Annotated in this window: 24 protein-coding genes; 10 read left to right on the top strand and 14 right to left on the bottom strand. The window is 63.7% G+C overall.

Annotated elements, in window-relative coordinates; translation table 11 throughout:
• Positions 1-44 precede the first annotated feature (44 nt).
• Entirely contained in the window at positions 45-1,061 is a 1,017-nt protein-coding gene (locus ACR9Y2_RS17285) for an alcohol dehydrogenase (protein WP_435042729.1), read from the top strand.
• 42 nt (positions 1,062-1,103) lie between these two features.
• Here the strand turns inward: ACR9Y2_RS17285 and ACR9Y2_RS17290 are convergent, their stop codons facing one another.
• The 7 genes from ACR9Y2_RS17290 to ACR9Y2_RS17320 all read right to left on the bottom strand — a co-directional run bounded on the left by ACR9Y2_RS17290 (position 1,104) and on the right by ACR9Y2_RS17320 (position 8,178).
• Positions 1,104-2,678: a glycoside hydrolase family 27 protein gene (locus tag ACR9Y2_RS17290; RefSeq protein ID WP_435042730.1), complete on the bottom strand. Its 1,575-nt coding sequence runs from the start codon at positions 2,676-2,678 to the stop codon at positions 1,104-1,106.
• Positions 2,679-2,691: 13 nt separating this feature from the next.
• Positions 2,692-3,036 carry a hypothetical protein gene (locus ACR9Y2_RS17295; protein WP_435042731.1) on the bottom strand — a complete coding sequence of 115 codons (345 nt, stop codon included), beginning with the start codon at positions 3,034-3,036 and terminating at the stop codon, positions 2,692-2,694.
• A 144-nt stretch (positions 3,037-3,180) separates the two neighbouring features.
• Positions 3,181-4,659, bottom strand: coding sequence for an efflux transporter outer membrane subunit (locus ACR9Y2_RS17300; protein WP_435042732.1), 1,479 nt, complete (start codon positions 4,657-4,659; stop codon positions 3,181-3,183).
• On the bottom strand, positions 4,656-5,771 hold the full coding sequence (locus ACR9Y2_RS17305) for an HlyD family secretion protein (RefSeq protein WP_435042733.1): 1,116 nt from the start codon (positions 5,769-5,771) through the stop codon (positions 4,656-4,658). Before ACR9Y2_RS17305 ends, ACR9Y2_RS17300 begins: the two co-directional genes overlap by 4 nt.
• Complete coding sequence (locus ACR9Y2_RS17310; protein ID WP_435042734.1) at positions 5,768-6,499, bottom strand: ABC transporter ATP-binding protein; 732 nt, start codon at positions 6,497-6,499, stop codon at positions 5,768-5,770. Before ACR9Y2_RS17310 ends, ACR9Y2_RS17305 begins: the two co-directional genes overlap by 4 nt.
• A gap of 2 nt (positions 6,500-6,501) precedes the next feature.
• Positions 6,502-7,653 (bottom strand): ABC transporter permease, encoded by a 1,152-nt coding sequence (locus tag ACR9Y2_RS17315; protein ID WP_435042735.1) that lies wholly within the window; start codon positions 7,651-7,653, stop codon positions 6,502-6,504.
• Positions 7,654-7,755: 102 nt separating this feature from the next.
• Positions 7,756-8,178, bottom strand: coding sequence for a MarR family winged helix-turn-helix transcriptional regulator (locus ACR9Y2_RS17320; RefSeq protein WP_435042737.1), 423 nt, complete (start codon positions 8,176-8,178; stop codon positions 7,756-7,758).
• A gap of 366 nt (positions 8,179-8,544) precedes the next feature.
• On the opposite strand from ACR9Y2_RS17320, the gene ACR9Y2_RS17325 reads away from it, so the two are divergent.
• A complete protein-coding gene (locus tag ACR9Y2_RS17325) occupies positions 8,545-10,152 on the top strand; it encodes a tetratricopeptide repeat protein (RefSeq protein ID WP_435042738.1) in 1,608 nt (535 codons plus the stop codon).
• 123 nt (positions 10,153-10,275) lie between these two features.
• Here ACR9Y2_RS17325 and ACR9Y2_RS17330 read toward each other — a convergent pair whose 3' ends face one another.
• From ACR9Y2_RS17330 to ACR9Y2_RS17345, 4 genes are all read right to left on the bottom strand, one after another.
• A complete protein-coding gene (locus ACR9Y2_RS17330) occupies positions 10,276-11,100 on the bottom strand; it encodes a family 1 encapsulin nanocompartment shell protein (RefSeq protein ID WP_435042739.1) in 825 nt (274 codons plus the stop codon).
• Complete coding sequence (locus ACR9Y2_RS17335) at positions 11,093-12,181, bottom strand: Dyp-type peroxidase (protein WP_435044878.1); 1,089 nt, start codon at positions 12,179-12,181, stop codon at positions 11,093-11,095. The genes ACR9Y2_RS17330 and ACR9Y2_RS17335 overlap by 8 nt, the downstream gene beginning before the upstream one ends.
• Positions 12,182-12,280: 99 nt before the next feature.
• Positions 12,281-13,777: a carboxypeptidase regulatory-like domain-containing protein gene (locus ACR9Y2_RS17340; protein ID WP_435042741.1), complete on the bottom strand. Its 1,497-nt coding sequence runs from the start codon at positions 13,775-13,777 to the stop codon at positions 12,281-12,283.
• A 340-nt stretch (positions 13,778-14,117) separates the two neighbouring features.
• A complete protein-coding gene (locus ACR9Y2_RS17345; protein ID WP_435042743.1) occupies positions 14,118-14,741 on the bottom strand; it encodes a M15 family metallopeptidase in 624 nt (207 codons plus the stop codon).
• An 87-nt stretch (positions 14,742-14,828) separates the two neighbouring features.
• Here ACR9Y2_RS17345 and ACR9Y2_RS17350 point away from each other — a divergent pair, with 87 nt between their 5' ends.
• The 3 genes from ACR9Y2_RS17350 (at position 14,829) to ACR9Y2_RS17360 (ending at position 17,205) form a co-directional block, all read left to right on the top strand.
• Positions 14,829-15,524 carry a response regulator transcription factor gene (locus ACR9Y2_RS17350; RefSeq protein WP_435042744.1) on the top strand — a complete coding sequence of 232 codons (696 nt, stop codon included), beginning with the start codon at positions 14,829-14,831 and terminating at the stop codon, positions 15,522-15,524.
• Positions 15,517-16,590: a sensor histidine kinase gene (locus ACR9Y2_RS17355; RefSeq protein WP_435042746.1), complete on the top strand. Its 1,074-nt coding sequence runs from the start codon at positions 15,517-15,519 to the stop codon at positions 16,588-16,590. Before ACR9Y2_RS17350 ends, ACR9Y2_RS17355 begins: the two co-directional genes overlap by 8 nt.
• A gap of 138 nt (positions 16,591-16,728) precedes the next feature.
• Positions 16,729-17,205: a DinB family protein gene (locus ACR9Y2_RS17360; protein ID WP_435042747.1), complete on the top strand. Its 477-nt coding sequence runs from the start codon at positions 16,729-16,731 to the stop codon at positions 17,203-17,205.
• A gap of 132 nt (positions 17,206-17,337) precedes the next feature.
• Here the strand turns inward: ACR9Y2_RS17360 and ACR9Y2_RS17365 are convergent, their stop codons facing one another.
• The 3 genes from ACR9Y2_RS17365 to ACR9Y2_RS17375 form a co-directional block, all read right to left on the bottom strand.
• Positions 17,338-18,678 carry a sigma-54-dependent transcriptional regulator gene (locus ACR9Y2_RS17365; RefSeq protein ID WP_435042749.1) on the bottom strand — a complete coding sequence of 447 codons (1,341 nt, stop codon included), beginning with the start codon at positions 18,676-18,678 and terminating at the stop codon, positions 17,338-17,340.
• Complete coding sequence (locus ACR9Y2_RS17370; protein WP_435042750.1) at positions 18,675-19,745, bottom strand: sensor histidine kinase; 1,071 nt, start codon at positions 19,743-19,745, stop codon at positions 18,675-18,677. Before ACR9Y2_RS17370 ends, ACR9Y2_RS17365 begins: the two co-directional genes overlap by 4 nt.
• A 95-nt stretch (positions 19,746-19,840) precedes the next feature.
• Positions 19,841-20,236 (bottom strand): hypothetical protein, encoded by a 396-nt coding sequence (locus ACR9Y2_RS17375; RefSeq protein ID WP_435042752.1) that lies wholly within the window; start codon positions 20,234-20,236, stop codon positions 19,841-19,843.
• 559 nt (positions 20,237-20,795) lie between these two features.
• Between ACR9Y2_RS17375 and ACR9Y2_RS17380 the strand changes: the two genes are divergently transcribed.
• From ACR9Y2_RS17380 to ACR9Y2_RS17400, 5 genes are all read left to right on the top strand, one after another.
• Entirely contained in the window at positions 20,796-21,536 is a 741-nt protein-coding gene (locus tag ACR9Y2_RS17380) for a hypothetical protein (protein WP_435042754.1), read from the top strand.
• An 82-nt stretch (positions 21,537-21,618) separates the two neighbouring features.
• Positions 21,619-22,233, top strand: a complete 615-nt coding sequence (locus tag ACR9Y2_RS17385) for an RNA polymerase sigma factor (protein ID WP_435042755.1) — start codon at positions 21,619-21,621, stop codon at positions 22,231-22,233.
• A complete protein-coding gene (locus tag ACR9Y2_RS17390; protein ID WP_435042756.1) occupies positions 22,230-23,657 on the top strand; it encodes a hypothetical protein in 1,428 nt (475 codons plus the stop codon). Before ACR9Y2_RS17385 ends, ACR9Y2_RS17390 begins: the two co-directional genes overlap by 4 nt.
• A gap of 153 nt (positions 23,658-23,810) precedes the next feature.
• A complete protein-coding gene (locus tag ACR9Y2_RS17395; protein WP_435042758.1) occupies positions 23,811-24,071 on the top strand; it encodes a hypothetical protein in 261 nt (86 codons plus the stop codon).
• Between the two features lie 42 nt (positions 24,072-24,113).
• Complete coding sequence (locus ACR9Y2_RS17400) at positions 24,114-25,526, top strand: 4Fe-4S binding protein (protein WP_435042760.1); 1,413 nt, start codon at positions 24,114-24,116, stop codon at positions 25,524-25,526.
• Positions 25,527-25,587: the final 61 nt, after the last annotated feature.

A 25,587-nucleotide genomic window follows, 5' to 3' on the forward strand; every position in this document is an offset into this window, starting at 1 on the left:
TGCTTGCCCGTCCGTGAAGCACTCCCAGGGAAGGAACCTTACAAATGGAAGCAAGATACGTAGAGGTGCAGAAAGCAGGCGGGCCCCTCACCATAGTCAACCGGACAGTGCCGGATCCGGCCGCCCGGGAAGTGAGGGTGCGCGTCCAGGCGTGTGGCGTCTGTCACAGTGATGCCATCACTGTCGGCGGCCTCCTGCCCTTCGTTCAATACCCGCGTGTGCCCGGACACGAAATCGTCGGAATTGTGGATTCGGTGGGCAGCGACGTGCCCCAATGGAGCATCGGTCAACGCGTCGGCATCGGCTGGTATGGCGGCCATTGCGGACGCTGTGAACCCTGCCGGCGCGGCGACCATGTCGCCTGCCAGAATGCCTCGATCCCGGGCCTCACCTACGACGGCGGCTATGCCGACTATGTCGTCGTGCCGGCCGAAGCCCTCGCCGCCATCCCCGATTCGCTCGCCAGTGCCGAGGCCGCCCCTCTCCTCTGCGCGGGCATCACCACCTTCAACTCGCTGCGCAACACAGGAGCGAGACCACCCGATACGGTCGCCGTTCTGGGCATGGGCGGCCTGGGCCACCTGGGTGTGCAGTTTGCCGCGAAGATGGGCTTCAACACCGTCGCCATTGCTCGCGGAGCGGATAAGGAGAAGTTCGCGCGAGAGCTGGGCGCTCGTCACTACATCGACAGCACCGCCACCGATGTCTCCGCGGCGCTCCAGAAACTCGGCGGAGCCCGCGTTATCCTGGCCACCGTCACCGACGCCGATGCCATGTCGGCCGCCATGGGCGGTCTCGGCTATAAGGGCGAATTCGTGATCCTCGGCGTGCCCGGCAAGCCCATCCAGTCCTCGGTGCTCGGGCTCGTCCTGCAACGCCAGTCGATTCGCGGATGGCCCAGCGGTACGTCGATTGACTCAGAAGACACCCTCAAGTTCAGTGAAATCAGCGGCGTGCTCCCCTTGATCGAGAAGTATCCCCTGGAGAAGGCGGCTGACGCCTACGAGCGCATGATGAGCGGCAAAGCCCGGTTCCGGGTGGTGCTGGAAACGGGGTCCTGATCCGGGCGGAGAGAGCCGAACACACGCGGTTCCGGCCGTCAATCAGGGCGTGATGCGAACCAGCACGGTTCCATGCGCAGGAACAGTGGCCGTGAATTGATCGACCATTCGACCCAGGTCCTCGTGTCTCCAAACGTCGCGCAAGTGGAAGGGCGTGTTCCGATCAAGGTCCTTCCATCGCACCGGGACTGCGGCGTCCGCCTGGCCTCGATTGAACAGGGCGATGGCATACGCTCCGCCCGCCAGTGGTCTCGACCAGACCTCTGTATCGCCCTCTTTGCGCAGTCTCCTGGCCGGCTGACCCAGGCTGTCCTGGTTGATCGCGATCACTTCGCGATTCAGCAGGATCTCCCTGGTCTCGGCCGGCATGTTTCGCACGTCATTCCCCGCGATGAGCGGCGCGGCGAGCATGGCCCACAGGCTGAAGTGTGTGCGGTACTCTGTCGTCGTCATATGCGCGTTGCCGACCTCCAGCATGTCGGGATCGTTCCAATGGCCCGGTCCGCCAAACTCGGCGAGTGCGCTCTGCGAGAAGCCAATGTCCGCCATGGATTGCCAGCGATCCTGGATGTCCATCGTAGTCCGCCACAGGTTGGCGCCCACGGATGGACCCCACTTCTGCACCTCCGCGAGCCCATACTGGCAGAGGCCGTACACCATCGGACGGCCTGTGGCGCGAATAGCCTCGCCCATCTTCTGGTATACAGCCCGCATATCTTCGTTCTTCCAGATTCGTGAGGCGCTGCACCAGTCGTACTTGAGGTAATCAATACCCCAAGCGGCCCATGTCCTGGCATCGAGTTCCTCGTGAGCATAGCTACCCTCGAAGCCGCCGCAAGTCCGAGGTCCCGGAGAGGAATAGATCCCTAACTTCAGCCCCTTCGCGTGTACGTAGTCGGCGAGCGCCTTCATGTCGGGGAATCCGGAGTTCGGCTGCAGAACGCCGTCCTCCCCCCGTTTTCCCTGCCAGCCATCGTCGATATTGACGTAGATGTAGCCGGCATCCTTCATCCCGTTAACCGCCATGGCGTCCGCCACCGAACGGATGGTCTTGTCGTCGATCTTCGCTCCGAACTTGTTCCAACTGCTCCAGCCCATGGGCGGTGTCGGAGCGAGGCCGTTCCGGGGCAGCTCTTTGATTGTGGGCAATGCAACCTTAGGGAGGGAGCTGTAATCGATACCAGGCGCCCGGTTGGAGGGCGTGGGCGTTCCCCGGCGCGCCGTCACCGTGGCGCTTCCGAACGGCGAACCCTGAGGACCGCCGCCCGGCCCGCCCTGGGCCATGCCCGGAGGCGGCGCCGGCATGGCCAGTTCCACCTCCAAGGCATCCCCTGCGATTTTGCCTTTCACCACTCGCTTCTGCACGTTTCCGAAGAATTCTGTTTCGACCGTCATCTCGAAGCGGTCGCCTTCCAGTTTTCCTCCGGTAATCGGGAAGTCGCCGAAGGGCATCCGCTGCGTTCCGGTGATCCTGCCCTTTTCGACCTTCAACTCATAGACGATTTCCATTTCGCCCATGGGGCTGTTCTGCTTGGCGACCCATGTTCCCGAGATGTCTTTGTTCTGTGCGCCAAGAGAGATCCAGGCCGTCAGCAATACGGCGATTCCTGTCCTCATGATGAGCCTCCAGTCAAGGTTTGACGCGCTTTGCCACCATTTCCATGCTGTTGTCGCCCACCTCCACCTTCAGCTTCATCTCATCGCCCGAAACGGTCCCCTTGTGCACGACCTTCATCTGCTCGGTTTCGATCGCGAAACTGATGCGATCGCCGTCGATTGTGCCGTCGGTGATCTTCATCTCGCCCATGTCTCCGGTGGCCTTCCCCGTGATCTTGTTCCCGTCCACCTTCAGGTCGAACGTGAGCTGCATCGACCCGTTGGGGCCTTCCATGGTTGCCTTCCATTTACCGGCGACATCGGCCGCAAAAGCCGAGAGCGCCATCGTGAGCATCAGAATGACCGCTTTGATTCGCATTGTTTTCTTCCTTTTCGATCGGTGTCACATAACAGGAAAACCGGCCTTCGTGGTGACTCCCGCGGTCACCGCGTTATCTTTCCGTGAGTTGCTTCAAATGCCCTGGCGGGCCCTCCGGGACTCGGCCCGGCGTATCTTGGATGGTTAGCGGCTGACGTCTTGTCTCCTTCCGCTCCGGTTGTCGGCCACTGGATCGTTCTGCTCCCAGCCGCCGCCAAGCGCTTTGTAGACTGACACGATATCAATATTCACCGCCGCCCGGCTCTGAACCACCGAATCCTCCGCGGTGTTCAACGAGCGTTGCGCGTCCAGCACATCGAGAAAGTTCGTGAGCCCGTGCGTATACCGGTTCATCGCCAGAGCCGCCGCCTTTTGCAGTTGACTCACCTGCTGCTCCAATGCGGCCAGCCGCTGCTGGTCTGCCCGATGCGAGGCAAGGGCATTCTCGACATCCTGGAACGCGGTCAACACTGTCTTTTGGTACGTCAGATACTGCTGATCGCGCCTGGCCTCGTACGTTCGGATGTTGGCTTTGGTCGCGGGATAGTTGAGCAGCCCCCACTTGATCTGGGGACCTAGCGTGTAGAACCGGGCCGCCGCATTCGCGAGATGCAGGGCGTCGCCCGTCTGGCCCCCATACTGCGCCGTCAGGCTGATGGACGGAAAGAGACTTGCCACCTGAACGCCCACCCGCGCCGTGGCCGCGGCAAGGCTCCGCTCTGCCTGCCGTATGTCGGGACGCCGTCGTAACAGGTCCGAGGGCAAGCCCACCGGGATCCCGCTCGGTGAGGCTGGAATACCACTTGCCTCGTTCAGTTCGGCTGCGAGGGCGGCCGGATTCTCGCCCAGCAGGACAGAAATTGCGTGGACCATCTGGGATGCGTTCGCCTCCAGCGTTGGAACGGAGGCCTGTGTCTGCGCCAGGCTGGCCGCCGCATTGGCCACGTCCAGATCAGTTACCAGGCCGGCTTTGTAGCGCACCTCCGTGATCCTGAGCGTGTCCTTGCGCGTGGCTTCCGTTCGCCGCGCCACCGCCAGTTGCTCCTGGTACTGGCGAAGCTGCAGATAATCCCTCGACACCTCGGCCACGGCGCTGACCAGCGTGTTGCGCAAGCTGTCCTCATACGACTGCGCGTCCGCGCTCGCTGCCTCTATCTGGTGCCTGACCCCGCCGAAGAGGTCCAGCTCATAGCTGGCGTCCAGATACGATTGGTAAGAACTGTACGTCGTGGGAATCAGCGTCCCTCCGCCGAATTTCGGAATCTGCGGGTTGTCGGAACTCGTCCGGCTGCGCGAGTAGTTGAAGTTCGCATTGCCGGCGGGCAGCCGCTTGCTGGCCTGCGTGTTCCTGAATGTTGCGCGCGCCTCCAGCAGACGCGCCTTCGCCACCTTCACATCCAGGTTGCTGCTGATTGCCCGTTCAACCAGCGACGAGAGCTTCTGGTCCTGAAACGTCCGCCACCAGTCAGCCAGGGCCGCCACGTCCGCCGCGGGCTTCTGCCCCTGCGCCTGCGAGAATGCTTCCGGGGTCTTCACGACAGGAGCTCGATACTTCGGTCCCACGGCGCAGCCCGCCAGTAGGCAGAGAGCCACCACCGCCGGAACCACACATCGCCGCGTCATGGCCTGCCTCCCATCGCCGGAGCCTGGCTCTGCGATGGCCGCGCACCGGGATCGGGCAGCGGATTCGCCTGGATATACACATCCATCTGCTGCCCTGCATACAGGCGGAAGGTCTCGGGTTGCCGCAGCGAATATACCACCTGCAACACCCGCGTATCCACGCGTTCAGTCGCCGCGCCGGTCAGCGATCTCTTCGGGACCACATAGGGCTCGACACGAACAAAAGTCAGCGGCACCTTGAAATCCGCGCGGCCGCGCGGAAAGGCCACCGCTGGCTGCCCGCGTTCCACCCGCCAGGCGTCCTGCTCATCCACATCCACGCGGACGTTGAGAACGTCGTTGTTGCCAACCAGCATCAACGCATCATCGGTCTGGCCGGCCGGTGCATACTCCCCGGCGTGGATCTTCACCTGCATCACTTCCCCATCCAGCGGCGAACGCACGGTGAGCCGCTCCAATTCCTCCTGCGTCTGCGTCACCTGCGCGCGGGCCTGCTCCACGGCCGCCTGCTGCACATGGATCTCAGGGGCCCATGTGCCTCTCTTCAGGCGATCCAATTCCGTCTGCTGGTAAGCAGATGCGGCCTCGCGTTGTCTTACCGCGTTCCGTGACTGGTTCACCTCATCCAGGCTGATGGCGCGGTTGTCATCTTTGTATGCGGACTCTCGCAGCGCTAGCTGGGCTCGCGCGTCGTCCAGTTGAGCCTTGCTCTGCGCCACCTGTTGTTCCTGCTTGGTGATCTCTTCCTGACGGTTGCCCGCGCGCAGCTTCTCGAGCGTCGCCGAGGCCGACTCCACCGCCGCCTGGTAGCGGGCCATCTCAGCTCGCTTCGGTCCATCGTCCAGTTGCCACAAGGGTTGTCCCTTGCGAACGGTGTCGCCAACCTTCACAAACACCCGCGTCACCAGGCCGCCGCTGGAGCTGCCGACCTTGACGTTCTCTGTCGATGCCTCGATGAGCCCGGCGCCCGACACGTAGGCCGGAAACGGCGCCTGGGACGGCTCGGCCACGGGCTGCGCCTTCATTGGCGGTTTGGAAGTCGCCCTCACCATGAACAGGCCCAGGGCCAGCCCCGCCACGGCCAAAACCGGAAGTGCATATTTACGAATCATTGAACCCTCTCCGACGCCAGAAACTCCTGATGTGAGTTGAAAACCCTCTGAACCCTGCCGTCGTCCATCTGCGCGATGCGATCGGCATACTGATAAATGCGGCTGTCGTGCGTCACTACGATCAGCGCACGCCCTTCGCCCGTTGCCACTGACCGCAGCAACTCCACCACATGCTGGCCGGTGACGTGATCCAGCGCGCTGGTCGGCTCATCGCAAACGATCAGGTTGGGGTCATGGACGATCGCCCGCGCGATGGCGACCCTCTGCTGCTGTCCGCCGGACAGACTCGCCGGCCGGGCGTCTGTGCGGTCGCTCAACTCCACTTTCTTCAGCGCTTCGTCCGCCTTGCGTAGAGCCTCCCCATATCCAGCTCCATTCAGCAGCAGGGGGATGGCCACGTTTTCACGCAGCGACAGGGATCCGATCAGGTTGAACTGCTGAAACACAAATCCGATGTGTTCGCCCCGGTAACGCGTGCGTTTGCGGTCACTCAGGGCGTTGAGATTACTCCCAAACACGAAGCACTCGCCTTCGCTCGGATCCAGGACGCCCGCCACCGTTGAGATCAAGGTCGTTTTGCCGCAGCCCGACGGACCCACCAGCATCATCACCTCACCCTGCCGCACCTCAAGGTCGATTCCGCGCAACGCATGCACTTCCGCGGCTCCGGTGCCGAATACCTTCTTCAGCCCGCGGCACACCACCGCGCTCTCGCCATTTGTTTTCATGACTAGCCCCTGAACACGATGCCCGGCTCCAGCCGGATCACCTTCCTCAAACTCACAGCCGCTGCAATCGTCACGATTCCGACAACCACCACGCCGGTTGCTACAAGCACGTACCATGGCAGCGTGAAACTCACCATGCTGTCCTGCATCGCCAGCCCCATCAGACACGCAAGCCCGGTGCCGGTCCCGTATCCGAGCGCGCCCACCAGCGCCGCCTGCAGCAGGATCATGGAGAGCAGCGTGCCGTTGCCCGCGCCCATCGCCTTCAACGCGCCAAAGTGGCGGAGATTGTCCATCGTGAAGTTATAGAAGGTCTGCCCCGCAATCAGCGTCCCGATCAGGAAGGCGATGAATGCCGACAGCCCGAAATTGATCACGATGCTGGTCTCAGTGAGGAAGTAGTTCAGAGTTTTGGCAACAAACTGTTCGGAGGTATAGGCGGCCAGTCCAGTCACGCGGCCAACCCGTGCCGCCACGGCCGCGGCCGACTGGCCCCTTTGAGGAGCAGCCAATATATAGGAGAGGTTCTTCCTCTGTGACGGCACGATGGACAATGCCCGGTTGTAGGTCGTGTAAACCACCGGCATGGATTGGAAACCGCGCGCCACCTCGCAGAAGCCGGCCACGATCACACGGTGATCGTTGAGTTCAAGCGTTTCGCCGGCTTTCAGCGGCGTCTTGGTGCCATCTTTGTTGACGTGCGCGAGCTTGTCCATCGCGCTCATCACATCGACCACCACCGCCTCGCTCTGCCGCAGGTCACTGAGCTTGCCTTCGACCATCCGCGCCGGACCGCCGATGAACGTCGTATCGTCGAGTCCGTACAGCGCCACCCCGATGTTCGTTCCGTCCTCCAGCTTCGCCTGTACGCTGCCTTTGTACAATTGGACTGCCCAGGCCACGCCTTCGACGCTGCGCACTCGCCCCAACTGACCATCCGTCATCGGTTGGGAATCGTCGATATACCGCACCTTCTGGTCCATCACCCAGATATCCGCGTTCACGGCGCTGATGCCCGAGTACATCTGCTGCATGATGCCGGCGAACATGGCCAGTTGTTGAACCAGCAGAAGAGATGCGAACATCACGCCGGCGACGATGCCGAAGTACTTTCCCGTGTCGCCCATCAACATATGCAGCGCGATTCTTCTCATTGCCTCTCCCGGTCCTCCTGATTCCGCAACTATTGCACTGTGCAACTAGTTGGATGCTCTCACCACTGGATCGTCACCAACTGTTGTTTCTCCGTTCCAGCTTCAGAGCTGGGTCGTAAGCTTGCCCAGCAGCTCGAGGAGGATCTCGCGCTCGCCATTGCTCAGTGGTTCGAGCATCCGTTCCGCTACCTGTAGCTGCGAGCTTAGGAAACGATCGTGCATCAGTCTGCCCTTGGGGGCCTGCTGAACGACCACGATGCGCCGGTCGTCTGTTGAACGGGCCCTTTGGACCAACTGCTTGCTTTCCAGACGGTCGATGATCCTGGTCACCGTGCTCAGCGGGGCCGGCAAGCCAGCCGCGAGATCGGTCATGATCATCTCGCCCCTGGCCCCGAGCAGAAACAGGACTCTGACTTCCCTGGGCGAGAGCTCGACATTCGGTAGTGGGTGGCCGTCCAGCATCTCGATCGGAGGCTCGAATAGCTTCGCCAGGCAGGCCTGCAATGTCCTCGCCTGATACCCCATTCTGGAATCAGCTTTACTCGTCTCAGGTCGTGGCACTGTTTGCATTGTGCAAGTATTGCGGCTCGGAGTCAAATGCCGTTCTGCAAGGAATTGTAAAGCCAACCCTGCCAGGGCAGGGAAACCTGCCGCGAACGTTCCGGGCACGCTGGCCGCCTCGGTCTGGAGCAATCCCTGCCAGAAACTGAAGGTGCGGAGATCTCAGCCGACGATGCGCAAGGGGAGCGCCGAAGCCGCAAATTGGGGTAGATTATTATGCCTGGAGGGCAGTTGGTCTATCGGAGGGAGCAACCGCGCCGCCCGTCGCCTTCACTGCCGCACGATGAATCCGCTTCCACGGTTGCTGCCGTATCCCAAGAGGAAATTCGCATGACCCGGTCATCTCTATTTCTCGCCATCCTGCTCGGCTCCGCCCTGCTCTCCGCCCAACACTCACACCCTGCCGCGCCTCCCGGCGAGAAACCCGTCGAACTCCTGGGGCACCTCGGTCCCTACTCGCACCGCATCGCCACCACCCACCCGGAGGCGCAGAAGTTCTTCGACCAGGGCCTCAACCTGATGTACGGCTTCAATCGCTACGAAGCGCTCCGCTCCTTCCGCAAGGCCGCCGAACTCGACCCCCGCGCCCCCATGCCTCTGTGGGGCATCGCCATGGCCCTCGGCCCCCACATCAATATGGACATGGACGCCGACACCAATCTGAAGGAGGGTTGCGCTGCCCTCTCCACAGCCTCCACCTTGCCTGCCTCTCCTTACGAGAAGGACTATCTTGCCGCGGCCGCGAGCCGCTGTCCCGAATATCAGCCAGACCCCGCGATCGATGCGTTCCGAAAACTGCACCAGCAGTACCCCGACGATCCCGACGCAGCCGCCCTCTACGCGGAGAGCGTCATGGTCAAATCCCGCTGGAAATGGTGGCGCGCCGATGGCACACCGGCTGATGGAATGGCCCAGGCCGTGGAAGTGCTGGAGCAGGTCATGCGCCGCAACCCGAATCATCCCGGAGCCAATCATTTCTACATCCACGCAGTCGAAATGTCCCCCTCGCCCGAGCGTGCCGTCCCGTCTGCCCAGCGCCTGATGGCCATCATGCCCGCCGCCGGCCATATGGTCCACATGCCAGGCCACATCTGGGTCATCCTCGGCGAATGGGAAACCGCCGCCGACGTCAACGAACGCGCGGCCCAGGTCGACCGGGAATATTTCGCCCGCACGGGAGTCCAGAGCGGCTACCTGGGCTACTACCTCCACAACGTGCACTTCATTGCCTACGCCCGGGGTATGCAGGGACGCTCCCAGCAGGCCATCAGCGCCGCGGACCTGATGCTGAAGGAATCGGCGCCCATGGTGGAATCCATGCCCGAGATGCTGGATGCATTTGCGCCCTATGCCATCTTCATGCGGCTCCGCTTCCAGCGCTGGGATGAACTGCTGGCGCTCCCCAAGCCGCATTCGAAACTGCTGGCGACCACCGCGCTCTGGCATTGGGCCCGGGCCTTGTCCTTCGCAGGCAAGGGCGACAAGCCGGCCGGCGCCCGCGAAGCCGCGCTGTTTCAGCAGGCGCGCGCCAAGGTCCCGCCGCAGTGGCCGTGGATGACCAGCAAGTCGGTCAACGTGCTCGCGATGGCAGATGCCATCCTCCAGGCCCGCTACGCTCCAGGCCCGGCTGCCGCTATCTCGCACTGGCGCAGCGCGGTCGAACTCCAGGATGCCTTGAACTATGACGAGCCGCCTCCCTGGTACATGCCGCTGCGGGAGTCGCTGGGCGCCGCCCTCCTGCTGTCCGGGGATGCGGCCGGAGCCGAAGCCGTGTTCCGCGAAGGAGCCCGCCGCTCAGTCCGCAATGGCCGCATGCTGTTCGGCCTGACGAAATCCCTGGAAGCCCAGCACAAGCAGGAAGCCGCCGAATTCGTCCGCCGCGAATATGAACGGGAATGGAAGGCGCCCGCGCCAGCCCTCCGCCTGGAAGACATGTAGACTCCAGGTCGACGAAGACGCAGACCCGCACCCGGGCCACTCGTATGGTCAGGTTTCTTCCGCTGCTTGGGCGGCGCGGAGGATCCTGCTCGCCGGCCTTGGCTCCTCCGCGTGGCCGCCTACTTACGAACCGCTCAGGACGGTTTTCTGCGAGGGCGATAGCGCAACGGCCGCTTCGGTGGTGAGCACCCGGAAAACGAAGGTTTCCTGAAGATACAGTTGGACGGCGGAATCGGTGTGGCTGAGGTAGCCGATGGAAATATCCTGGCCGATGCTCAACTGGAAGTCGCCGCCTCTTGTGGTGAGGACAAATGCGCCTTCAATCGCGGGCGCCCAGATCAGGTTGCCGTCCACGATGCGCTTCACATGCTCCAGCACCGGGTACCCGTGATCCCGGGTTTCAGCCAGCGCCGTATATTCTTCCGCTCCCAGCGCCACCGAGTAAGGCCCGTTGACGCCCATCAGCCGCAACTGGCTCAGTGCATGCGCCACGACATCCGGGTAATCCCGCACGTCGGCGGGCAGGGTTTCGATAGGGTTACTGGTGCACTCGCGGATACCCCGGATGCCGGCATCCGGATAACCGTCGAAGACCGCCCGGTCTTCCGCAAAGGCGAGCTTCTTGGCAGCGTCCTTGGCGGGCTGCCAGTCGGAGTCGTCGGAACCGCGCTCCACATCGTCGATCTCCTGGCGCGAGAGTTCGAAGGGCACCCGCAGTTCCACCAGCGGCTTCACCTCGCGCTGCCGGGCGAGGATTCCGTCCGCGGGAGCGGTGATCTGCTTCAAGTGCCCGGTACCAACTCCAGGCACCGCAATTCCTCCCGGGGCGGGCACATCTACGACGCGACGCGCCGCCAGATACCGCTTCAACGTTCTCGCCGTCTCTTCCTCAATCTGCGCCCAGGCCGCGTCGGAAATGGGCGCCAACTCCCGGTGGAGGTTATTCATCCTTCACTCCCTTCAGAGATCCTATTCCTAGTGATGAATCGCGCACCGCGGCAGGCTCAGATAAAGGCGCTGGGGAGGGCGGCGGGGCAGGGGACTGCGCTTCCGCACGTTCCTCCGATGCCGGCGCGGCATCCGTGACGTCGTCGAGAAATGAGGCCGTCGGCACGAAGAACAGGGTGCCCGTCGCGGGCTGGCTGAAATCGAGGATGCGGTCGTAGTTACCGGGCGGCCGGCCGATGAACATGTTCTCCAACATGATCTCGGTCGGCCGCGGTGACCGGCAATACCCGATGAAATACGTTCCGAATTCGCCGTGGCCAGGACGCCCGAAAGGCATGTTGTCCCGCAGGATCTGTAGCTGGCGCCCGTTCTCTTCAATATTGGTTAGCGCATTGTGAGCGTTACTGGGCTTCTCCGCATCGCTCAACTCGACATCGGAGAGCTTGCGGCGGCCGATAATCCGTTCCTGCACTTCGACCGGAAGTGCGTTCCAGGCCTTCAAGTCGTGAAGGTACTTCTGCACGATCACATAACTGCCGCCCGCGAAGGCCGGATCCTCGCCTCCGACAATGGCTGCCTCGCGCGCCGCATCGCCACGCGGATTCTCCGTGCCATCGACGAAGCCCATCACATCACGATCATCGAAATAGCGGAAACCGTGCACCTCATCGGCCACCGTGGCGACGCTCCCGATCTGATCCATGATCTGCATGGCCAATTCGAAGCACAGGTCCATGCGTTTGGCTCGAATGTGAAAGAGGATATCGCCTGGCGTGGAAATGGCGTGGCGGTTGCCGGAGCGGAACTCACGGAACGGATGAAGCTCGGCCGGACGAGGCGCTCCGAAGAGCTTGTCCCACGCATCCGAGCCGAATCCGGCGACGCAGGTGAGGCCGGCTTCGATGTCTCGAAACTCCACCGCGCGAATCAGCCCGGAAAGGCCCGCGCAAAAGGCGCGCATTTCCGCATAAGCGTCTTCGTCCTGGCGGATACACACCACCAGAAAAATCGCCGACCGCGTGAGTGGACCGACCACGGTTTGCGGAAGTACGACCTCGTTCAGTTCGCTGGGGGTGTCCATGTCTGCAATCCCGATGAGCCCTGTCTTTGTTCGCATTATCGCATTTTCACCAGGGGCGAAGCCCTGCGGAGGACCCAATCAGCGCTCACTCTCCTCACATTACGGAAGGGCTGGGTTGTCCACGTAACCAAGCGTGGCTGTCGCCGTGCCGTTGAGCTCCACGCGAATCGCCGGCGCCCCCGACAGCACACGGGCAGCATAGGCCGGATCGCTCATTTGTCCGTGGTTGAAGACGCCCCTGACAGCGAATCCGTAGTATTCACCGGGACGCACGTTCTCCACCTGGAAAACACTGCCGCTGAAGAAGGATACGGCGGTTCGCTCCGGAATCCGCTGCCGCTCGTCCCTGGGCACCAACACAATGATTCCACCGGCGCCGTCGCGGACCGTGCCGCTCACACGGCCGCCTCCGGTCTTGAAGATCACACGGAAAGCCAGGGGTTCCGGCGGTACGTCGAATTCCTCCAGCAGGAGATCGCGCTCACCCAGCTTGACCGAATCGAGGTACATCGAATGCGCGAAGCCGGTGCTGGCGGACACCTGCAGCCGATAGCGGCCCGGATATACGCCGTCGAAGCGAAGTCCTGACGCAAGGCCTGATGAAAGGCCTGATGGAAGAAACGACGCGCGAGCCAGCGAGCCGTCACCGTTCACCGGTTCCAACTCGGCCATGCCTTCGACTGCCGCCGGCTTTCCATCGAGCTCCACTGTCCCTGAGACGGCCACGGAGGGCGTGACCCGGACCCGTACTTCGTCAAGATCGCGCTGCCGGACTGTGATCGCCGTGAACCCGCGCAGCGCGACGCCGTCCCGGCTCCAGTCTGCCTGCACCATGGCATCGCCAGGCCGCACGCCTCTCCACCGGAACCGGCCGTTGCCGTCCGCCGTCGCTTTCGTCGTGGCGCCCGGCACTTGCAGCACCGCGCCCGCTGCTGGTTCACCACGTTCGTCCACCACCGTCCCTGCCACGGCGAACAGCGGCACCTGCCGCAGGACGATGTCGTAGCCGGAGAGTTCGTCCGCGGCCTTCAGCATCAGCTTGGCCGCCGCCGAGCGTTCGGTTCCATCCGGAAAGTAAGTGGGGGCCAGTCCGGTGGACTCGCTGGAGGGCGGCGCCGGGGGCGTGGCGAGCACGACGTATTCGCCCGGACGGAGATTGCGCTCAAATGCGAAAGAACCATCGGCGCCGGTCTGGACCGTCTTCCGGCCAGACGAAAGGCTGATGGCCTCCACCGTGCTGCCGGGCATCGGTCGGCGTTCCGCGTCAAGCACACGGCCCCGCAGCACCGGCCAGGGCAGCATCGTGAGTTTCAGGGGTGGCTCGTTCACCGCTGCCCGGAATAGCAGGTTGGACGGCCCCACCGCCGCGAACCCTTCCTTGTCGAACAGCACGCGGCAACAGTTCTCAAGCCCTTGTGCACGGAACACGCCCCTCGCATCAGTAGAGGTTTCCTGAATATCATTGGACCCGAAAACCCGAATAGTGACCCCGGCGATGGGCTCCTGTGTGGCCGCATTCGTGACCGTGCCGGTTACCGTGACGGCTTGCGCGTAAATCAGGGTTGGTGCGAAACAAAGCCAGGCCGCGAGCTTCACACCGGGATACTAACATGGGTGGCCATTTGAATCGAGCCGGTTGGACGCGAGTGCCGGTACTAAGTCGATCTGTCCGCCTCGGTGGACCGTGCCCGATGATCCTCTTCTACTTGCCGGAAGCGGCTTGCGGGTCTTCGGCCGGGCAGAAGCCACATAGAAAGGGGGCATGAGCCTGGCGGCCCCACCCCCCCAGTCCGGCCAACAACCCCGAACGCGGAATCCAGCTCGCAACTACCCGCCGAAGCCGGGCTCGTGTTTCTGGTAGGTCACCTTGGTGACGTTCCGGGCTCCGCCATCGCGGGCTGGGGCTGATGTTTCGATGACGAGATGGCCGCCCTCTCTACTCATGTCCTCTCCCCGTGTGTCGTAATTGCGGTCTCCGCTGCATCCTTGGATCGCGCGTAGCGTCGGCGTACCTCGGCGGGCAACCGTGATCGATGGCTCTGAGGCGCAGTTCGTAGTGCCACGGTTCGTTTCTGTAGATCTGGCACAACCCGTACTTTGCGCCGTGCTTGGACAGCCACTCCGCGGCTCCGGAGTTCCCAATGTCCACCGCGTCCCCCGACACGTGGGCAGAGGTTTTGGGGGTGGCCACCCATCGGGCGGCTTCCGCCTCTGTCCCGTACTTCGAGACCGCCTCCTTGAGCAGTCGCGCCTGGTACTTCGGAGAACGCCAGCCGCTCTTGACGAAGATCTCGATCCCGTTCTTCGCGGCATCCGTTGCAGCTTGGCGGAGGGCGCTTAGTAGATCACGATCGAGGTTGGCCACGGCTGGAGTCTTACTATCGAAAACCTTCACGCCACCCATAACGGCGCCCTCAGCTCGGCCAGGTGCACCACGGTGCGCTCTGCGAAGGATGTCGATGGGCGATAAGGCGATCGCCAGGAGGACGATGAGCGGGCCGGCCACAAGGATCCCGCGAGTCCCGCGGGTCGATGTTTGTGCTGGTTCGCGGAAAGTCACGCCTCCATCTTGTGGAATGTGGTGTTGCGGGCCCGTATGCGATTTTCGATACGCTGGCGATATCCTCCTGGTTGATAGATTGGAAGGATGCGTGTGTTGATCGTGGAGGATGAACCCTTTCTGGCGGAAGCCATTCGCGATGGCCTGCGCCTGAAAGCGATCGCCGCCGACATCGCCGGAGACGGGTTCACCGCTCTGGAACTGCTCCGCATCAACACCTACGACATCGCCGTCCTCGACCGCGACATCCCCGGTCCCTCCGGAGATGAAGTGGCGAAAAGTATCATCGCCTCCGGCAGCGGCATGCCCATCCTCATGCTTACCGCGGCCGACCGGCTCGACGACAAGGCCTCCGGGTTCGAACTCGGCGCCGACGACTACCTCACCAAGCCGTTCGCCCTGCAGGAACTAGTGCTCCGTCTCAGGGCCCTCGACCGCAGGCGCGCCCATAACAGGCCGCCTGTGCGGGAGATCGCGGGCCTCCGCCTGGATCCGTTCCGCCGCGAGGTCTATCGCGACGGCCGCTACGTCGCGCTCACCCGGAAACAGTTCGCCGTGCTGGAAGTTCTCGTCGCGGCCGAAGGCGGTGTGGTCAGCGCCGAAGTACTCCTGGAGCGAGCCTGGGATGAGAACGCAGACCCGTTCACCAATGCCGTGCGCATCACCGTCTCGGGACTGCGCAAACGGCTCGGCGAACCCTGGCTCATCGCCACCGTGGCCGGCGTTGGCTACCGCATCGACACGGGCCCCGGCACCGCTCGTGAGGGCGGCCACAGTGGCTAGAGCCCCTGGTTTGAGCGCTCGCCTCAAACTCACCCTCAGCTACACCGGCTTCCTCATGCTTGCAGGGTCCTTGACTGTGGCGGCGGCGTGGGCGTTCCTCGGGCGGCACAACGTATTCATCCACGTGCCGGGTGGCCGCGCCGACCTCCTACGGTCGGTCGTTCCCTGGACAGCCGCGGTGTTGGCGTTCCTGCTGGCATTCGGTCTCCTGGGCGGGTGGCTTCTCGCCGGCCGTATGCTCGCTCCCCTCACTCGCATCACAGACGCCACGCGTCTGGCCGCGACAGGATCGCTCGCCCACCGCATCCATCTGGAAGGACGCAAAGACGAGTTCCGTGAACTCGCCGACGCCTTCGACGCCATGCTCGCCCGGCTCCAGGCTCACGTCGCCGAACAGCAAAGATTCGCAGCCAACGCCTCCCACGAACTGCGCACCCCGCTGACGATCACGCAGACACTGCTCGACGTGGCCCGCCACGATCCCAACAGCAACACCAGCGAACTGGTCGAGCGACTCCACGCCGTCAACACCCGGGCGATCGACCTCACGGAAGCCCTGCTCCTGCTCAGCCGCGCCAACCAGCGATCCTTCGCCCGGGTGCCCGTCGACCTGTCCCTGATCGCGGAAGAAGCCACGGAAACACTCCTCCCCCTCGCGGAAAAGCACGGCATCACCATCGAAACCGCCGGAGACGTCACCCCCACCCTCGGCTCACACGCGCTCCTGCTGCAAATGACCACGAATCTCGTCGACAACGCGATCGTCCACAACTTCAATGGCGGCACAGTGTGGGTCAGGACCAGTTTCGGGGCCGGCAGCGTGATGCTCGCTGTCGAGAACACCGGCGAGACGCTCACTCCACGGCTGGTCTCGACACTCACTGAACCGTTCCAGCGCGGCACCGAACGCATCCTCACAGATCACGCAGGTGTCGGTCTCGGCCTGGCCATCGTCAAGAGCATCACTAAGGCCCACGACGGAACCCTCACCCTCACGCCCCGAGCCGCTGGCGGGCTCTGCGTCACGGTGCAACTGCCTGCCGCGCCACGGCGGGCTGGCATTTGACGGTCACGGCGAATCGCCGAACAGCTCCGGTGCACCGGCCCCACCCGTCGGCCTCTTCAACCAACCGCTACCCGCCAGCACCGGCCCGATCCAGGCCGCTCGCCCCCAATTACTCCCTCAAGTTGCGAAACTGGGGCTATGGGCAACCAGGACAATAGCTCCCTCCGCAAGCATCTCGACAACCTGCTGCAAATGGACGGCGCGCACCTCTCCTTCGACGCGGCCATAACCGACTTTCCCGCAGCCTTGCGCGGCGCGAAACCGGCAGGCGCACCGCATTCGGCCTGGGAACTTCTCGAACACCTGCGCCTCGCGCAGGAAGACATCCTCGACTTCAGCCGCAACCCCGCCTATGTCGAGAGGACTTTCCCGGATGACTACTGGCCGGCGAGCCCTCAACCACCCGGCGATGAGGCATGGCAGCAGTCCGTCCGTCAGTTTCAGCAGGATCTGGCAGCGATGCGGGCGCTCATCGCGGACACCGCCCTCGATCTCTTTGCCCCCTTCCCCTGGGGCGACGGCCAAACCCTGCTGCGGGAGGCTTTGGTGGTAGCGGACCACAACGCCTATCACCTCGGACAATTGGTCTATCTGCGCAAGCTCCTGGAAGCCTGACCACGCCGGCGGGCTCCAGCCGTCCGCGGCAACCACTCTCGCCCGGATCCCGCCTGCTCGCTCCACCGGTGCGGGGTACGGCTCGTAGTGCGCCACGAAGGGCGCTGTGTGCCCTCGTCACCGCCCCTCTTCTCAGCCCAGCCCGTACTCCTTCAAGCGATACTGCAGCGTTCGCAGGCTGATGCCGAGTTCGCGCGCGGCATGGGTCCGGTTTCCGTCGTGCCGCTGCAGGGCTTCGTCAATGGCGCGACGCTCCAGGTCCCGCATATTCAGCGGCCCGGCGCCCTGGGTCAGCGTGGTGCTTGCGCCTGCAAACGGGAGATGCTCCGGCATTACCGTCGCATCGGCCAGGATCGCGGCCCGCTCCATCGCGTTTTCCAACTCGCGGACATTGCCCGGCCAGGCGTGCGCCCGCAGCGCGTAACGGGCCTCATCGCTCAGCCGGAGGTCCGGCTTCTCAAATCGGCGCGCCGCCCGCCCCAGAAACAGCTCGGCCAGGGCATCAATGTCTGCCGGCCTCTGGCGCAGCGGCGGGATCTCGATGGGGAAGGTACTCAGCCGGAAGTAGAGGTCCGCACGGAAACGCCCTCCCTGCACGGCTCGCGAAAGATCCTGGTTCGTGGCCGCGACCACCCGCACATCCACTTCCACCGCCTTGCCGCCGCCCACGCGTTCAAACACACGCTCCTGCAGCACCCGCAGCAGCTTCGCCTGCAGCGCCGCGTCGAGCTCGCCGATCTCATCGAGAAAAAGTGTTCCGCCATCCGCTCGTTCAAAGACGCCGCTGTGGCGGTCGGTCGCTCCGGTGAAGGACCCCCGTTCGTGGCCAAACAGTTCGCTTTCGATCAGGGACGGAGCCAGCGCCGCGCAATTCACCGCGACAAACGGCTTTGCCGCACGCCGGCTGTTGGCATGCAGGCAGCGTGCAATCACCTCCTTGCCCACGCCGCTCTCACCCAGCAGCAGCACCGTGGCCGGAGTCGGAGCCACCTTCTGCAGCAACCCCAGGATGTGGAGCATATGCTGATCGCGCGCCACCATCGCACCGCACAGCCCCGCCGGCTCACCGGCCGCCGGTTCCACCTCCTCCAGCACAGACTCACTGCCCGCGTTCAGGGCCATCGCGCGGCGTACGATGCGTCGCAACTCGTCCGGGCTGCGCAGAGGTTTCTCCAGATAGTCCAACGCGCCCCGCTTCATGGCGTCCACCGCGGTGGAGACCGTGCCGAACCCGGTAATCAGCACGAATGGCGTCTTCGGGGCGTGCTCCGCAAACCACTTCTGCACATCCAATCCATCGCCATCCGGCAGCTTCAGGTCGGAGACCACCAGCGAATACGGTTTGGCTGCGCACATCCGCCGGGCCTCGGCCACCTTTGCCGCGGTCTCGACCGGATAACCTTCCCCCACCAGAATCGTCTCCAGCAATTTGCGGAATCCGGGATCGTCGTCCACTACCAGAATTGGGTTCATCTCTGCCTGCTCCATCGGATCTCCGCGCAAGTGCCGGTCGGCCGTGCATCGCTCAACGCGAGCTGCCCGTGCAGGGCCTGCACCAGGTTTCGGACAATCACCAACCCCAACCCGGTACCCTGCGCCTTGGTCGTCACAAACGGTTGAAACAACTTCCTCCGCACCTCCTGCGGCAGTCCCGGGCCGTTGTCAGTGACACGAATCCAGCCTGGCGTGGCTTCCACGCGTACCTCCGTACCGGCATCCATCGCGTTGCGCAGTAGATTCACTACCGCCTGCTCCAGCATCCCCGCATCTGTCGTCAGCCGGAAATCCGCTCCGCTGAATAGCGCCTCCGGGGCATGCGGTCGCAGCCTCTCTTCCATCTCCCGCCAGGCGATCTCGCGCCACTTCGGCTCTGGCACACGGGCATAGGACAACAGATCCTTCACCAGTTGTTCCAGCCGGCTGGTCTGCTCCAGCGAGGTGGCCAGCCACACCCGCGCATCGCCGCTCGACTGCTCCTGCGCCAGTTGCAGAAAGCCCTTCAGCGCACCCAGGGGGTTCCGGATCTCGTGCGCCAGAACGGCCGACATCTCTCCCAATTCCGCCAGCCGTGTCAGCCGCGCTTGCCTCTCCCGGGCCCACACGGTGTAGGCCGTCAGCAGACCCATCATCAGCGCCACGGCGATCGACAGATTCAGATTCTGACGCGGGCGGGCCGTCAGGAAATCGGCCGCCGCGGGATTCAGGTCCAGCCGCGCCAGCCTCGTCTCACCCGCCGCATGGTAGGGTACCCAGGCCCGAAAGCCAATGCGGGCGTCCTCTTCCAGACGGAACAGTTCGCGGCCATCGAAGAAAGGCCGGATGGAAGGTTCGGCCGCTGTGTCTCTCTCCCCATAGGTGCGCACATCGAGGACGGCCGGCTCCTCCTCCATCACCTGGCTGGCCGGCAGTTGCTCCAGGCGGGTCGCAACCTGCGCCGCCTTGTCTCGCAGAAACGCTCCGCGCGCCTGCTCCAATTCACGCAGCATCAGCAGGGCGTTGACGATCAGCACCATCGGCAGCACCAGAAGCAAACTGGCCACCACGCGCCAGACGACTCTAGCTTGGGACGGAGACATGCGACTGGCCTAAGGGATGCAAATCCTGCATGGTACGTGACTCGCCCCACGGGAAACAGTTAATCCGGGCCGCCTTCGCCACGGCGCCTGCCCCCCATCCACAGCGGCCAGCCATTCTCATCGCGCAGCTTCAATACCTTCTTACTGGCGGGCAGCTCGACACGGATCGCGACGACAGAGTCCGCCATCTTATAGCCCTTCGCCTCTAGCAGGTCCCCTGCCTTGGGTGTGAAGTTCTCCTGTACCAGGTAGCGCATCGAGCCGAGATACAACCGAACCGTGCCCTTGGCGGTCTTGACCTCCAGGTATGGCATGCCCTGTCCCATGGCGATCTGGACGCGCGTCACCGTGCCAGTCAACTCCACCACGGGTTGCTCAGCGATGGGCGGCCGCTGCTCGTCGCCGGCCCAAACCGGCGCTGCAAACAGCAGTATTCCAAACAGCCAGTTCTTCATCGCGACTCTCCCCACACAATCTACTTCTTCGATTGCGCCCGTGGGCAGGAATCTGCCTTCGGGCAGTTCCGGCATTGCTTGCGGTCGCACTGGCCGCTGCATTGCTCTCCCTTGCCTTTGCCTTGGCCTTGGCCTCGACCCTGGCAATTGCCCCGCGCGGCCGACAGCGGCGCTGCCAGCGCCACCGAGAACACCAACATTGCGATCAACGTCTTCATCGGTCTACCTCTGCAGGATCCTGTTGCAGTTTCGACACCATCCTGAAAACGCTGCAATCCTGCTTCATTTCCTATAGAAGGATCGGTCAGCCGCGCAAACGGCGCATGGCGGCCGCGCAAATCCTGCGCGCTCCGCCCGGTCCGTGCCGCCCAATTCGAATCCGAGATTCCCGTCCGGCCGTGCAGCCTCTGCGCCGTGCGCCGCCTTCACCCCGCAGATACTGCGTCGCTGCTGGTGCATCGGATAAAGAGATTCCTTAATTTGCAATTAGTTACGGAGTGGCCCGCCGGATGCACCAGGCTTTGTGTTCGCACAAATCCAAACCAACGGAGAACCCACAATGAACCGCAGACTCTTTTCCCTGCTGTCCGCTTCTGTCCTCATCGCGGCGGCTGCCCTTGCCCAGGGCCATAACGGACCCGGCACGCCCGGTACGAGCCAGCCGGGTGCGCCCGCCCCGAACCTCGGTCTGAATATGGCCGCCCAGAAGACCATCGACGGCGTCATCACCAGCGTCCAGCTCAGCTATGGTGTGCAGTATCCCTCCATCGTCGTCAATCAAACCCAGATCAAGGTTGCCCCGGTCTGGTTCCTCCTCGAGAACGACTTCGAGCTGGCCTCCGGCGACACTGTCTCAATTCTCGCCGCTCCCTCGAATAACGCCAGCGACACCTATCTATATGCGATCCGGATTACCAGGGGTGCTGCCGGCATCACCCTGCGCGACTCGCTGGGCATCCCGGTCTGGACCAGCCAGGCTGGCGGACGCGCCGGCCTGCCGCAAGGTCCGTCCATCTGCGGAGCCTGCCTCGATCCCGCCTCCGCCCAAACCGCCACCGGAGTGATCGATCGTGTCAACGCCGGGGTCGGCATCCAACAGCCCACACTCGTGCTCAAACTGGCCGACGCCTCGCTGCTCACCCTGAAGCTCGGCTCCGAACGCCTCATCCTCGGCAGCGACTTCGAACTCAATGCCGGTGCCACGCTTACCGTGAAGTACGCCACCTCCACCTGCACCGGCGAACTGGTCGCCCTCCAACTCACCGGCGCCAACGGCGAGACGCTCATCCTCCGCGACTGAAGCCCGCTCTCCCCTGGGGATGGGAGCGCGCTCAGGCTCCCATCCAGGTGTCCAGTGCGATAGGCTCTTGGCCAATGCTCCAATGACCAGCTTCTGTGATACGCCGTGCCTCACCGCGCAGAATGCCGCGCCGTGCCAGGTGCGGCGTTGTCTCATTCGTCACTCCGCCCGCGGCGACAGCGTCGCCATCGAGCTCCTGTTCGAGCGCGTCTACACGGCTGTTTACCGGCAGGCCGCGCATCTCTGCCAGGGCAGAGATGAGTCGCAGGATCTTGCGCAGGAGACCCTCGCGCTGGCGTTTCAAGGCCTCGGGAAGCTGAAGGAACCGCGTCATCTCATGCCCTGGCTGGCCGCCATTGCCAGGAACCGGCTTCGCGAACGCCACCGCAAAAGCAAATTCGCCCCGCCAGCCCTCGACGAATTCTCCGATGGCCTCCACCTCGCGATCCCCTGCTCGCCGGACTCGCCCATCGACCGGCTCATCGTTCGGGAGACCGCGGAGTCCCTGGCCCGCGCCGCCCGGGCGCTCCCCCCTCTACTCAACCAGGCGTTTCAACTGCGCGTGCTGGAACAACTCTCCACACGCGACTGCGCGGCCCGGCTGGGCATCACTGAAATGTGCGTCCGCACCCGTCTGAGCCGCGCCAGGCATCTGCTGCGCACCGCGCTCAACCCCCAATCGGAACCTTCCCCATGAGACCCTTCCTCTTTCTACTCGTCATCGGCAGACTCGTCGCCCAGGAGCCCGCCCGCTTCCTCCCCGCCGGCGACTGCGCGCTCTGTCATACCCGCATCCCGGATGCCGGCGGCTCGTGGACGGATCAGGCCGGATGGGTCGGCCCCTCGCACCTCTGGAAGAACTCGATGATGGCCCATGCCGCGCAGGATCCTTACTGGCGGGCCAAGGTCGCTTTCGAGACAGCTCTCGCGCCGCGCGAGTCCCGTGCGATTGAAGACAAGTGCCTGCGCTGCCACGCGCCCGTCGACCAATACCCCAAACGCGCCGCCAATGAGCAGTTGGCGCTCTCCGGCATGACCGCACTCGGACGCGAAGGAGTCACCTGCACCATCTGCCACCAGATCGAAGCACCGGGCCTGGGCCGGGCGGAATCGTTCACCGGCTCGTTCACCCTGGGCACTAAGGATCGCCTCTACGGACCCTTCGCCGATCCGTTTACGATGCCGATGCTCCATCACACGGGCTTCACGGCCACCGAGGCTGCGCACATCCGGCAGGCCGCGCTGTGCGGCACCTGCCACACCGTCATCACCCATCCACGAGGCGGCCAGGGCGAGTTCGTCGAACAGGCGCCGTTCCTCGAATGGCTGGCCAGCGAGTACCCGCGCAAGGGAACCACCTGCCAGGGCTGTCACATGCCGGCCCTGGCCTCCGCGCAGTACATCGCGCACAGGCCGCCCGGCGGCGCGTTCCCGCCCACTGCCCCCCGGTCGCCTTTCGCCAGGCATCTGTTTGCCGGCGGAAACGCGCTGGTGCCGGCGGTACTCGGTAATGGCGAGATGCAAAGCAGGGCCCGCCAGCAACTGGACCGCGCCCTCAAACTCGACCTGAAGCTGCGGCGCGAACAGGACGTCGCCATTGTCTCCGTGCTGGTCACGAATCTCACCGGCCACAAACTGCCCACTGCATTTCCCAGCCGGCGGCTGTGGCTCCACCTCGTGGCAAAGGACAGTGCCGGTAAAGTAGTCTTTGAAACCGGAGCCTGGGATCCAGCCGCCGGAGACATCGCTGACGGCCCGGATCCTGTGGTCTTTGAGGCCCAATACGCCGATGCCAACGGCCGCCCCACTGTCTCCTTACTGGCGGCCGCCCGCTACCGCAAGGATACGCGTATCCTGCCCGCCGGCTTCCGCGCCGGCCGCCTCGCCGAGGCTGGCTTGCACGGCTTCGAGCTCGGTCCGGTGGCTGTCCCTGCCAACCTCGAACTTCCACGTGGCTCTGCCATCGCCACTTTTCGAGTAGCCTCGCGTGGTCCGCTTACCTTCGAGGCCGAAGCCCTGTTTCAAACCATCCAAACCAGCCACCAACTGCCCGCCTTCCCCATCCCTGCCCAGCTTCGGGGCCCGGTCTCCCTGGCTCGGGTCGCGACCGCGCTGCAGTAGACGCCATCCCCCGCGCAACTTCTGCGCGGCGGGACGGCCGCTGCCGCGCAAGCTTTGCGGCGACCGGTCCCCTTTGGTTCGTAAGTGATTGATTCCAGGTCTCCAGCCCGCTTGGACCGCTGGGTGCATCTCTTCCGGGCAGGAGACAACACCATGCAACGCACACTTTCTCTTCTTCTCGCCGCGGCTTTCACCCTGGCCACCGCATCCGCACAGTTCGCCCCCAGCGCCAACAAGGGCTACGGGCCCAAGGACGGCACCGGCTATGGAGCCACTTCCGGTCGCGGCAATGGCCCCAGGGACGGCACGGGCTACGGAGCCAGGTCGGGCCGCGGCAACGGGTCCGGCACTTGCGACCAGACGGGTCCCAAGGGTGGTCGGGGCGGCGGCCAGGCTCGCGGCGGCCGACGCTAGCCATCATCCGGCACAGAAAGGGCAGGAAGAGGATCGACGCACATGCCACTCACGCAAATTCAACCACTCAAATCGAAACCAGCCTGGTATCGCTCCCCGGCCGTGATCCGCCACGGCGTGATGATCTTCTTCTTTCTCTTCCTGCTGCACGTCGCTTACGATCACCAGGTACGCGGCGGAGGGCCCAACGGCTCTCCGTCCATTGAAGCTTACTGCCCCTTTGGCGGCATCGAAACTCTCTACCAGTTCATCACCACGGGTGGCTTCATCCGCCACATTGAACCCTCGGCGCTCATCCTCATGGGCGCCGTCCTCCTGTTGACCCTGCTGCTCAGCCGCGGCTTCTGCGGCTGGATCTGCCCGTTCGGAAGTGTCCAGGAGTGGTTGGGGCTGCTCGGACGCAGGATCTTTGGCAAGGCGTACAATCCCACATCGCCCTGGGAGAAACGGCTGCGGGCCTCGAAGTACGTCGTCCTCGCCCTGATCATCTTCTTCACCTGGCGGCTGGGCACGCTGGTCTTTCGTCCCTATGACCCGTTTCTAGCCTTCTTCCATCTCGGGAGCGGGGTCCGCGAAATGCCCTATGCCTACGCGGCTCTCGCCGGAGTACTGTTAGGCTCTCTGAAGATCGACCACTTCTTCTGTAAATACGCCTGCCCGCTCGGAGCGGTCATCGGTCTCATCGGCAAGGCCGGGCTGACGCGCATCGTCCGCACGGACGATGGCTGCAAAGGCTGCAATCTCTGCCAGAAGAAATGCTTCGCGCACATCGATTTCCTGTCGACCCATACGATCAACGACGCCGAGTGCAACCACTGCCTGGAATGTGTCGCTCACTGCCCCAAGCCGAATGTCCTCACGCTGCGCGGGGCAGGCTGGAAGTTCTCCCCCGGCGCCTATGCCGCGCTGCTGCTGGCCGGCCTCTTCACCACCATTGGCCTCAGCCAGGTCTGGGGGAAATGGAAGACTCAACCCGCCGCCGTCGCTTTTACGAATGCGGCCGGCAAACTGGACCCGGGCCAGATCCGAGGTTGGATGACCCTGGCCGAGATCAGCGAAGGCTACCATCTGCCCCTGGACGCGCTGTACAGTCGTGCCAGGCTGCCCGGTTCCGTGGATCCGGCCACCAGGCTCAATCAGATCGCAGGCAGGTACCACGTCGACTTCGAGCCCGACGGGCTCCGCGAAGTGGTATCCGGCCTCCTCGCGGGCGCTCCCGCCCAAAAGGCCCCCCAGTCCCACCCGGGCGGCACTGAGGACGTCAAAGGGTTCATGACACTGAACGAAATCGCTGCAAAAACAGGCGTGCCGGCGGACTTCATCCTGCAGGCGATGCAGATTCATGAGCCCGTCAATGCTGCTCAGCCGCTGCGCGAATGGATGCACGCGAAAGGCAAGTCCATACAGGACGTGCGCGCCGCCGTCGCCTCTTACGCCGCCCGGGGAAACCGCTAAGCCCCGGGTGGTCCCATTTTAATGTGAACTCGATCTCTTGCCATTTCAGCGAGTTGCGCAT

Source organism: Paludibaculum fermentans, from assembly GCF_051172195.1.
GTDB classification, from domain to species: domain Bacteria; phylum Acidobacteriota; class Terriglobia; order Bryobacterales; family Bryobacteraceae; genus Paludibaculum; species Paludibaculum fermentans_A.

What these genes read in the sequence shown, in the direction of transcription:
- ACR9Y2_RS17285 (WP_435042729.1), top strand. Translation starts at nt 45, where the DNA reads ATGGAAGCAAGATACGTAGAGGTGCAGAAAGCAGGCGGGCCCCTCACC.
- ACR9Y2_RS17290 (WP_435042730.1), bottom strand. Translation starts at nt 2,678, where the DNA reads ATGAGGACAGGAATCGCCGTATTGCTGACGGCCTGGATCTCTCTTGGC.
- ACR9Y2_RS17295 (WP_435042731.1), bottom strand. Translation starts at nt 3,036, where the DNA reads ATGCGAATCAAAGCGGTCATTCTGATGCTCACGATGGCGCTCTCGGCT.
- ACR9Y2_RS17300 (WP_435042732.1), bottom strand. Translation starts at nt 4,659, where the DNA reads ATGACGCGGCGATGTGTGGTTCCGGCGGTGGTGGCTCTCTGCCTACTG.
- ACR9Y2_RS17305 (WP_435042733.1), bottom strand. Translation starts at nt 5,771, where the DNA reads ATGATTCGTAAATATGCACTTCCGGTTTTGGCCGTGGCGGGGCTGGCC.
- ACR9Y2_RS17310 (WP_435042734.1), bottom strand. Translation starts at nt 6,499, where the DNA reads ATGAAAACAAATGGCGAGAGCGCGGTGGTGTGCCGCGGGCTGAAGAAG.
- ACR9Y2_RS17315 (WP_435042735.1), bottom strand. Translation starts at nt 7,653, where the DNA reads ATGAGAAGAATCGCGCTGCATATGTTGATGGGCGACACGGGAAAGTAC.
- ACR9Y2_RS17320 (WP_435042737.1), bottom strand. Translation starts at nt 8,178, where the DNA reads ATGGGGTATCAGGCGAGGACATTGCAGGCCTGCCTGGCGAAGCTATTC.
- ACR9Y2_RS17325 (WP_435042738.1), top strand. Translation starts at nt 8,545, where the DNA reads ATGACCCGGTCATCTCTATTTCTCGCCATCCTGCTCGGCTCCGCCCTG.
- ACR9Y2_RS17330 (WP_435042739.1), bottom strand. Translation starts at nt 11,100, where the DNA reads ATGAATAACCTCCACCGGGAGTTGGCGCCCATTTCCGACGCGGCCTGG.
- ACR9Y2_RS17335 (WP_435044878.1), bottom strand. Translation starts at nt 12,181, where the DNA reads ATGGACACCCCCAGCGAACTGAACGAGGTCGTACTTCCGCAAACCGTG.
- ACR9Y2_RS17350 (WP_435042744.1), top strand. Translation starts at nt 14,829, where the DNA reads ATGCGTGTGTTGATCGTGGAGGATGAACCCTTTCTGGCGGAAGCCATT.
- ACR9Y2_RS17360 (WP_435042747.1), top strand. Translation starts at nt 16,729, where the DNA reads ATGGGCAACCAGGACAATAGCTCCCTCCGCAAGCATCTCGACAACCTG.
- ACR9Y2_RS17365 (WP_435042749.1), bottom strand. Translation starts at nt 18,678, where the DNA reads ATGAACCCAATTCTGGTAGTGGACGACGATCCCGGATTCCGCAAATTG.
- ACR9Y2_RS17375 (WP_435042752.1), bottom strand. Translation starts at nt 20,236, where the DNA reads ATGAAGAACTGGCTGTTTGGAATACTGCTGTTTGCAGCGCCGGTTTGG.
- ACR9Y2_RS17380 (WP_435042754.1), top strand. Translation starts at nt 20,796, where the DNA reads ATGAACCGCAGACTCTTTTCCCTGCTGTCCGCTTCTGTCCTCATCGCG.
- ACR9Y2_RS17385 (WP_435042755.1), top strand. Translation starts at nt 21,619, where the DNA reads ATGACCAGCTTCTGTGATACGCCGTGCCTCACCGCGCAGAATGCCGCG.
- ACR9Y2_RS17390 (WP_435042756.1), top strand. Translation starts at nt 22,230, where the DNA reads ATGAGACCCTTCCTCTTTCTACTCGTCATCGGCAGACTCGTCGCCCAG.
- ACR9Y2_RS17395 (WP_435042758.1), top strand. Translation starts at nt 23,811, where the DNA reads ATGCAACGCACACTTTCTCTTCTTCTCGCCGCGGCTTTCACCCTGGCC.
- ACR9Y2_RS17400 (WP_435042760.1), top strand. Translation starts at nt 24,114, where the DNA reads ATGCCACTCACGCAAATTCAACCACTCAAATCGAAACCAGCCTGGTAT.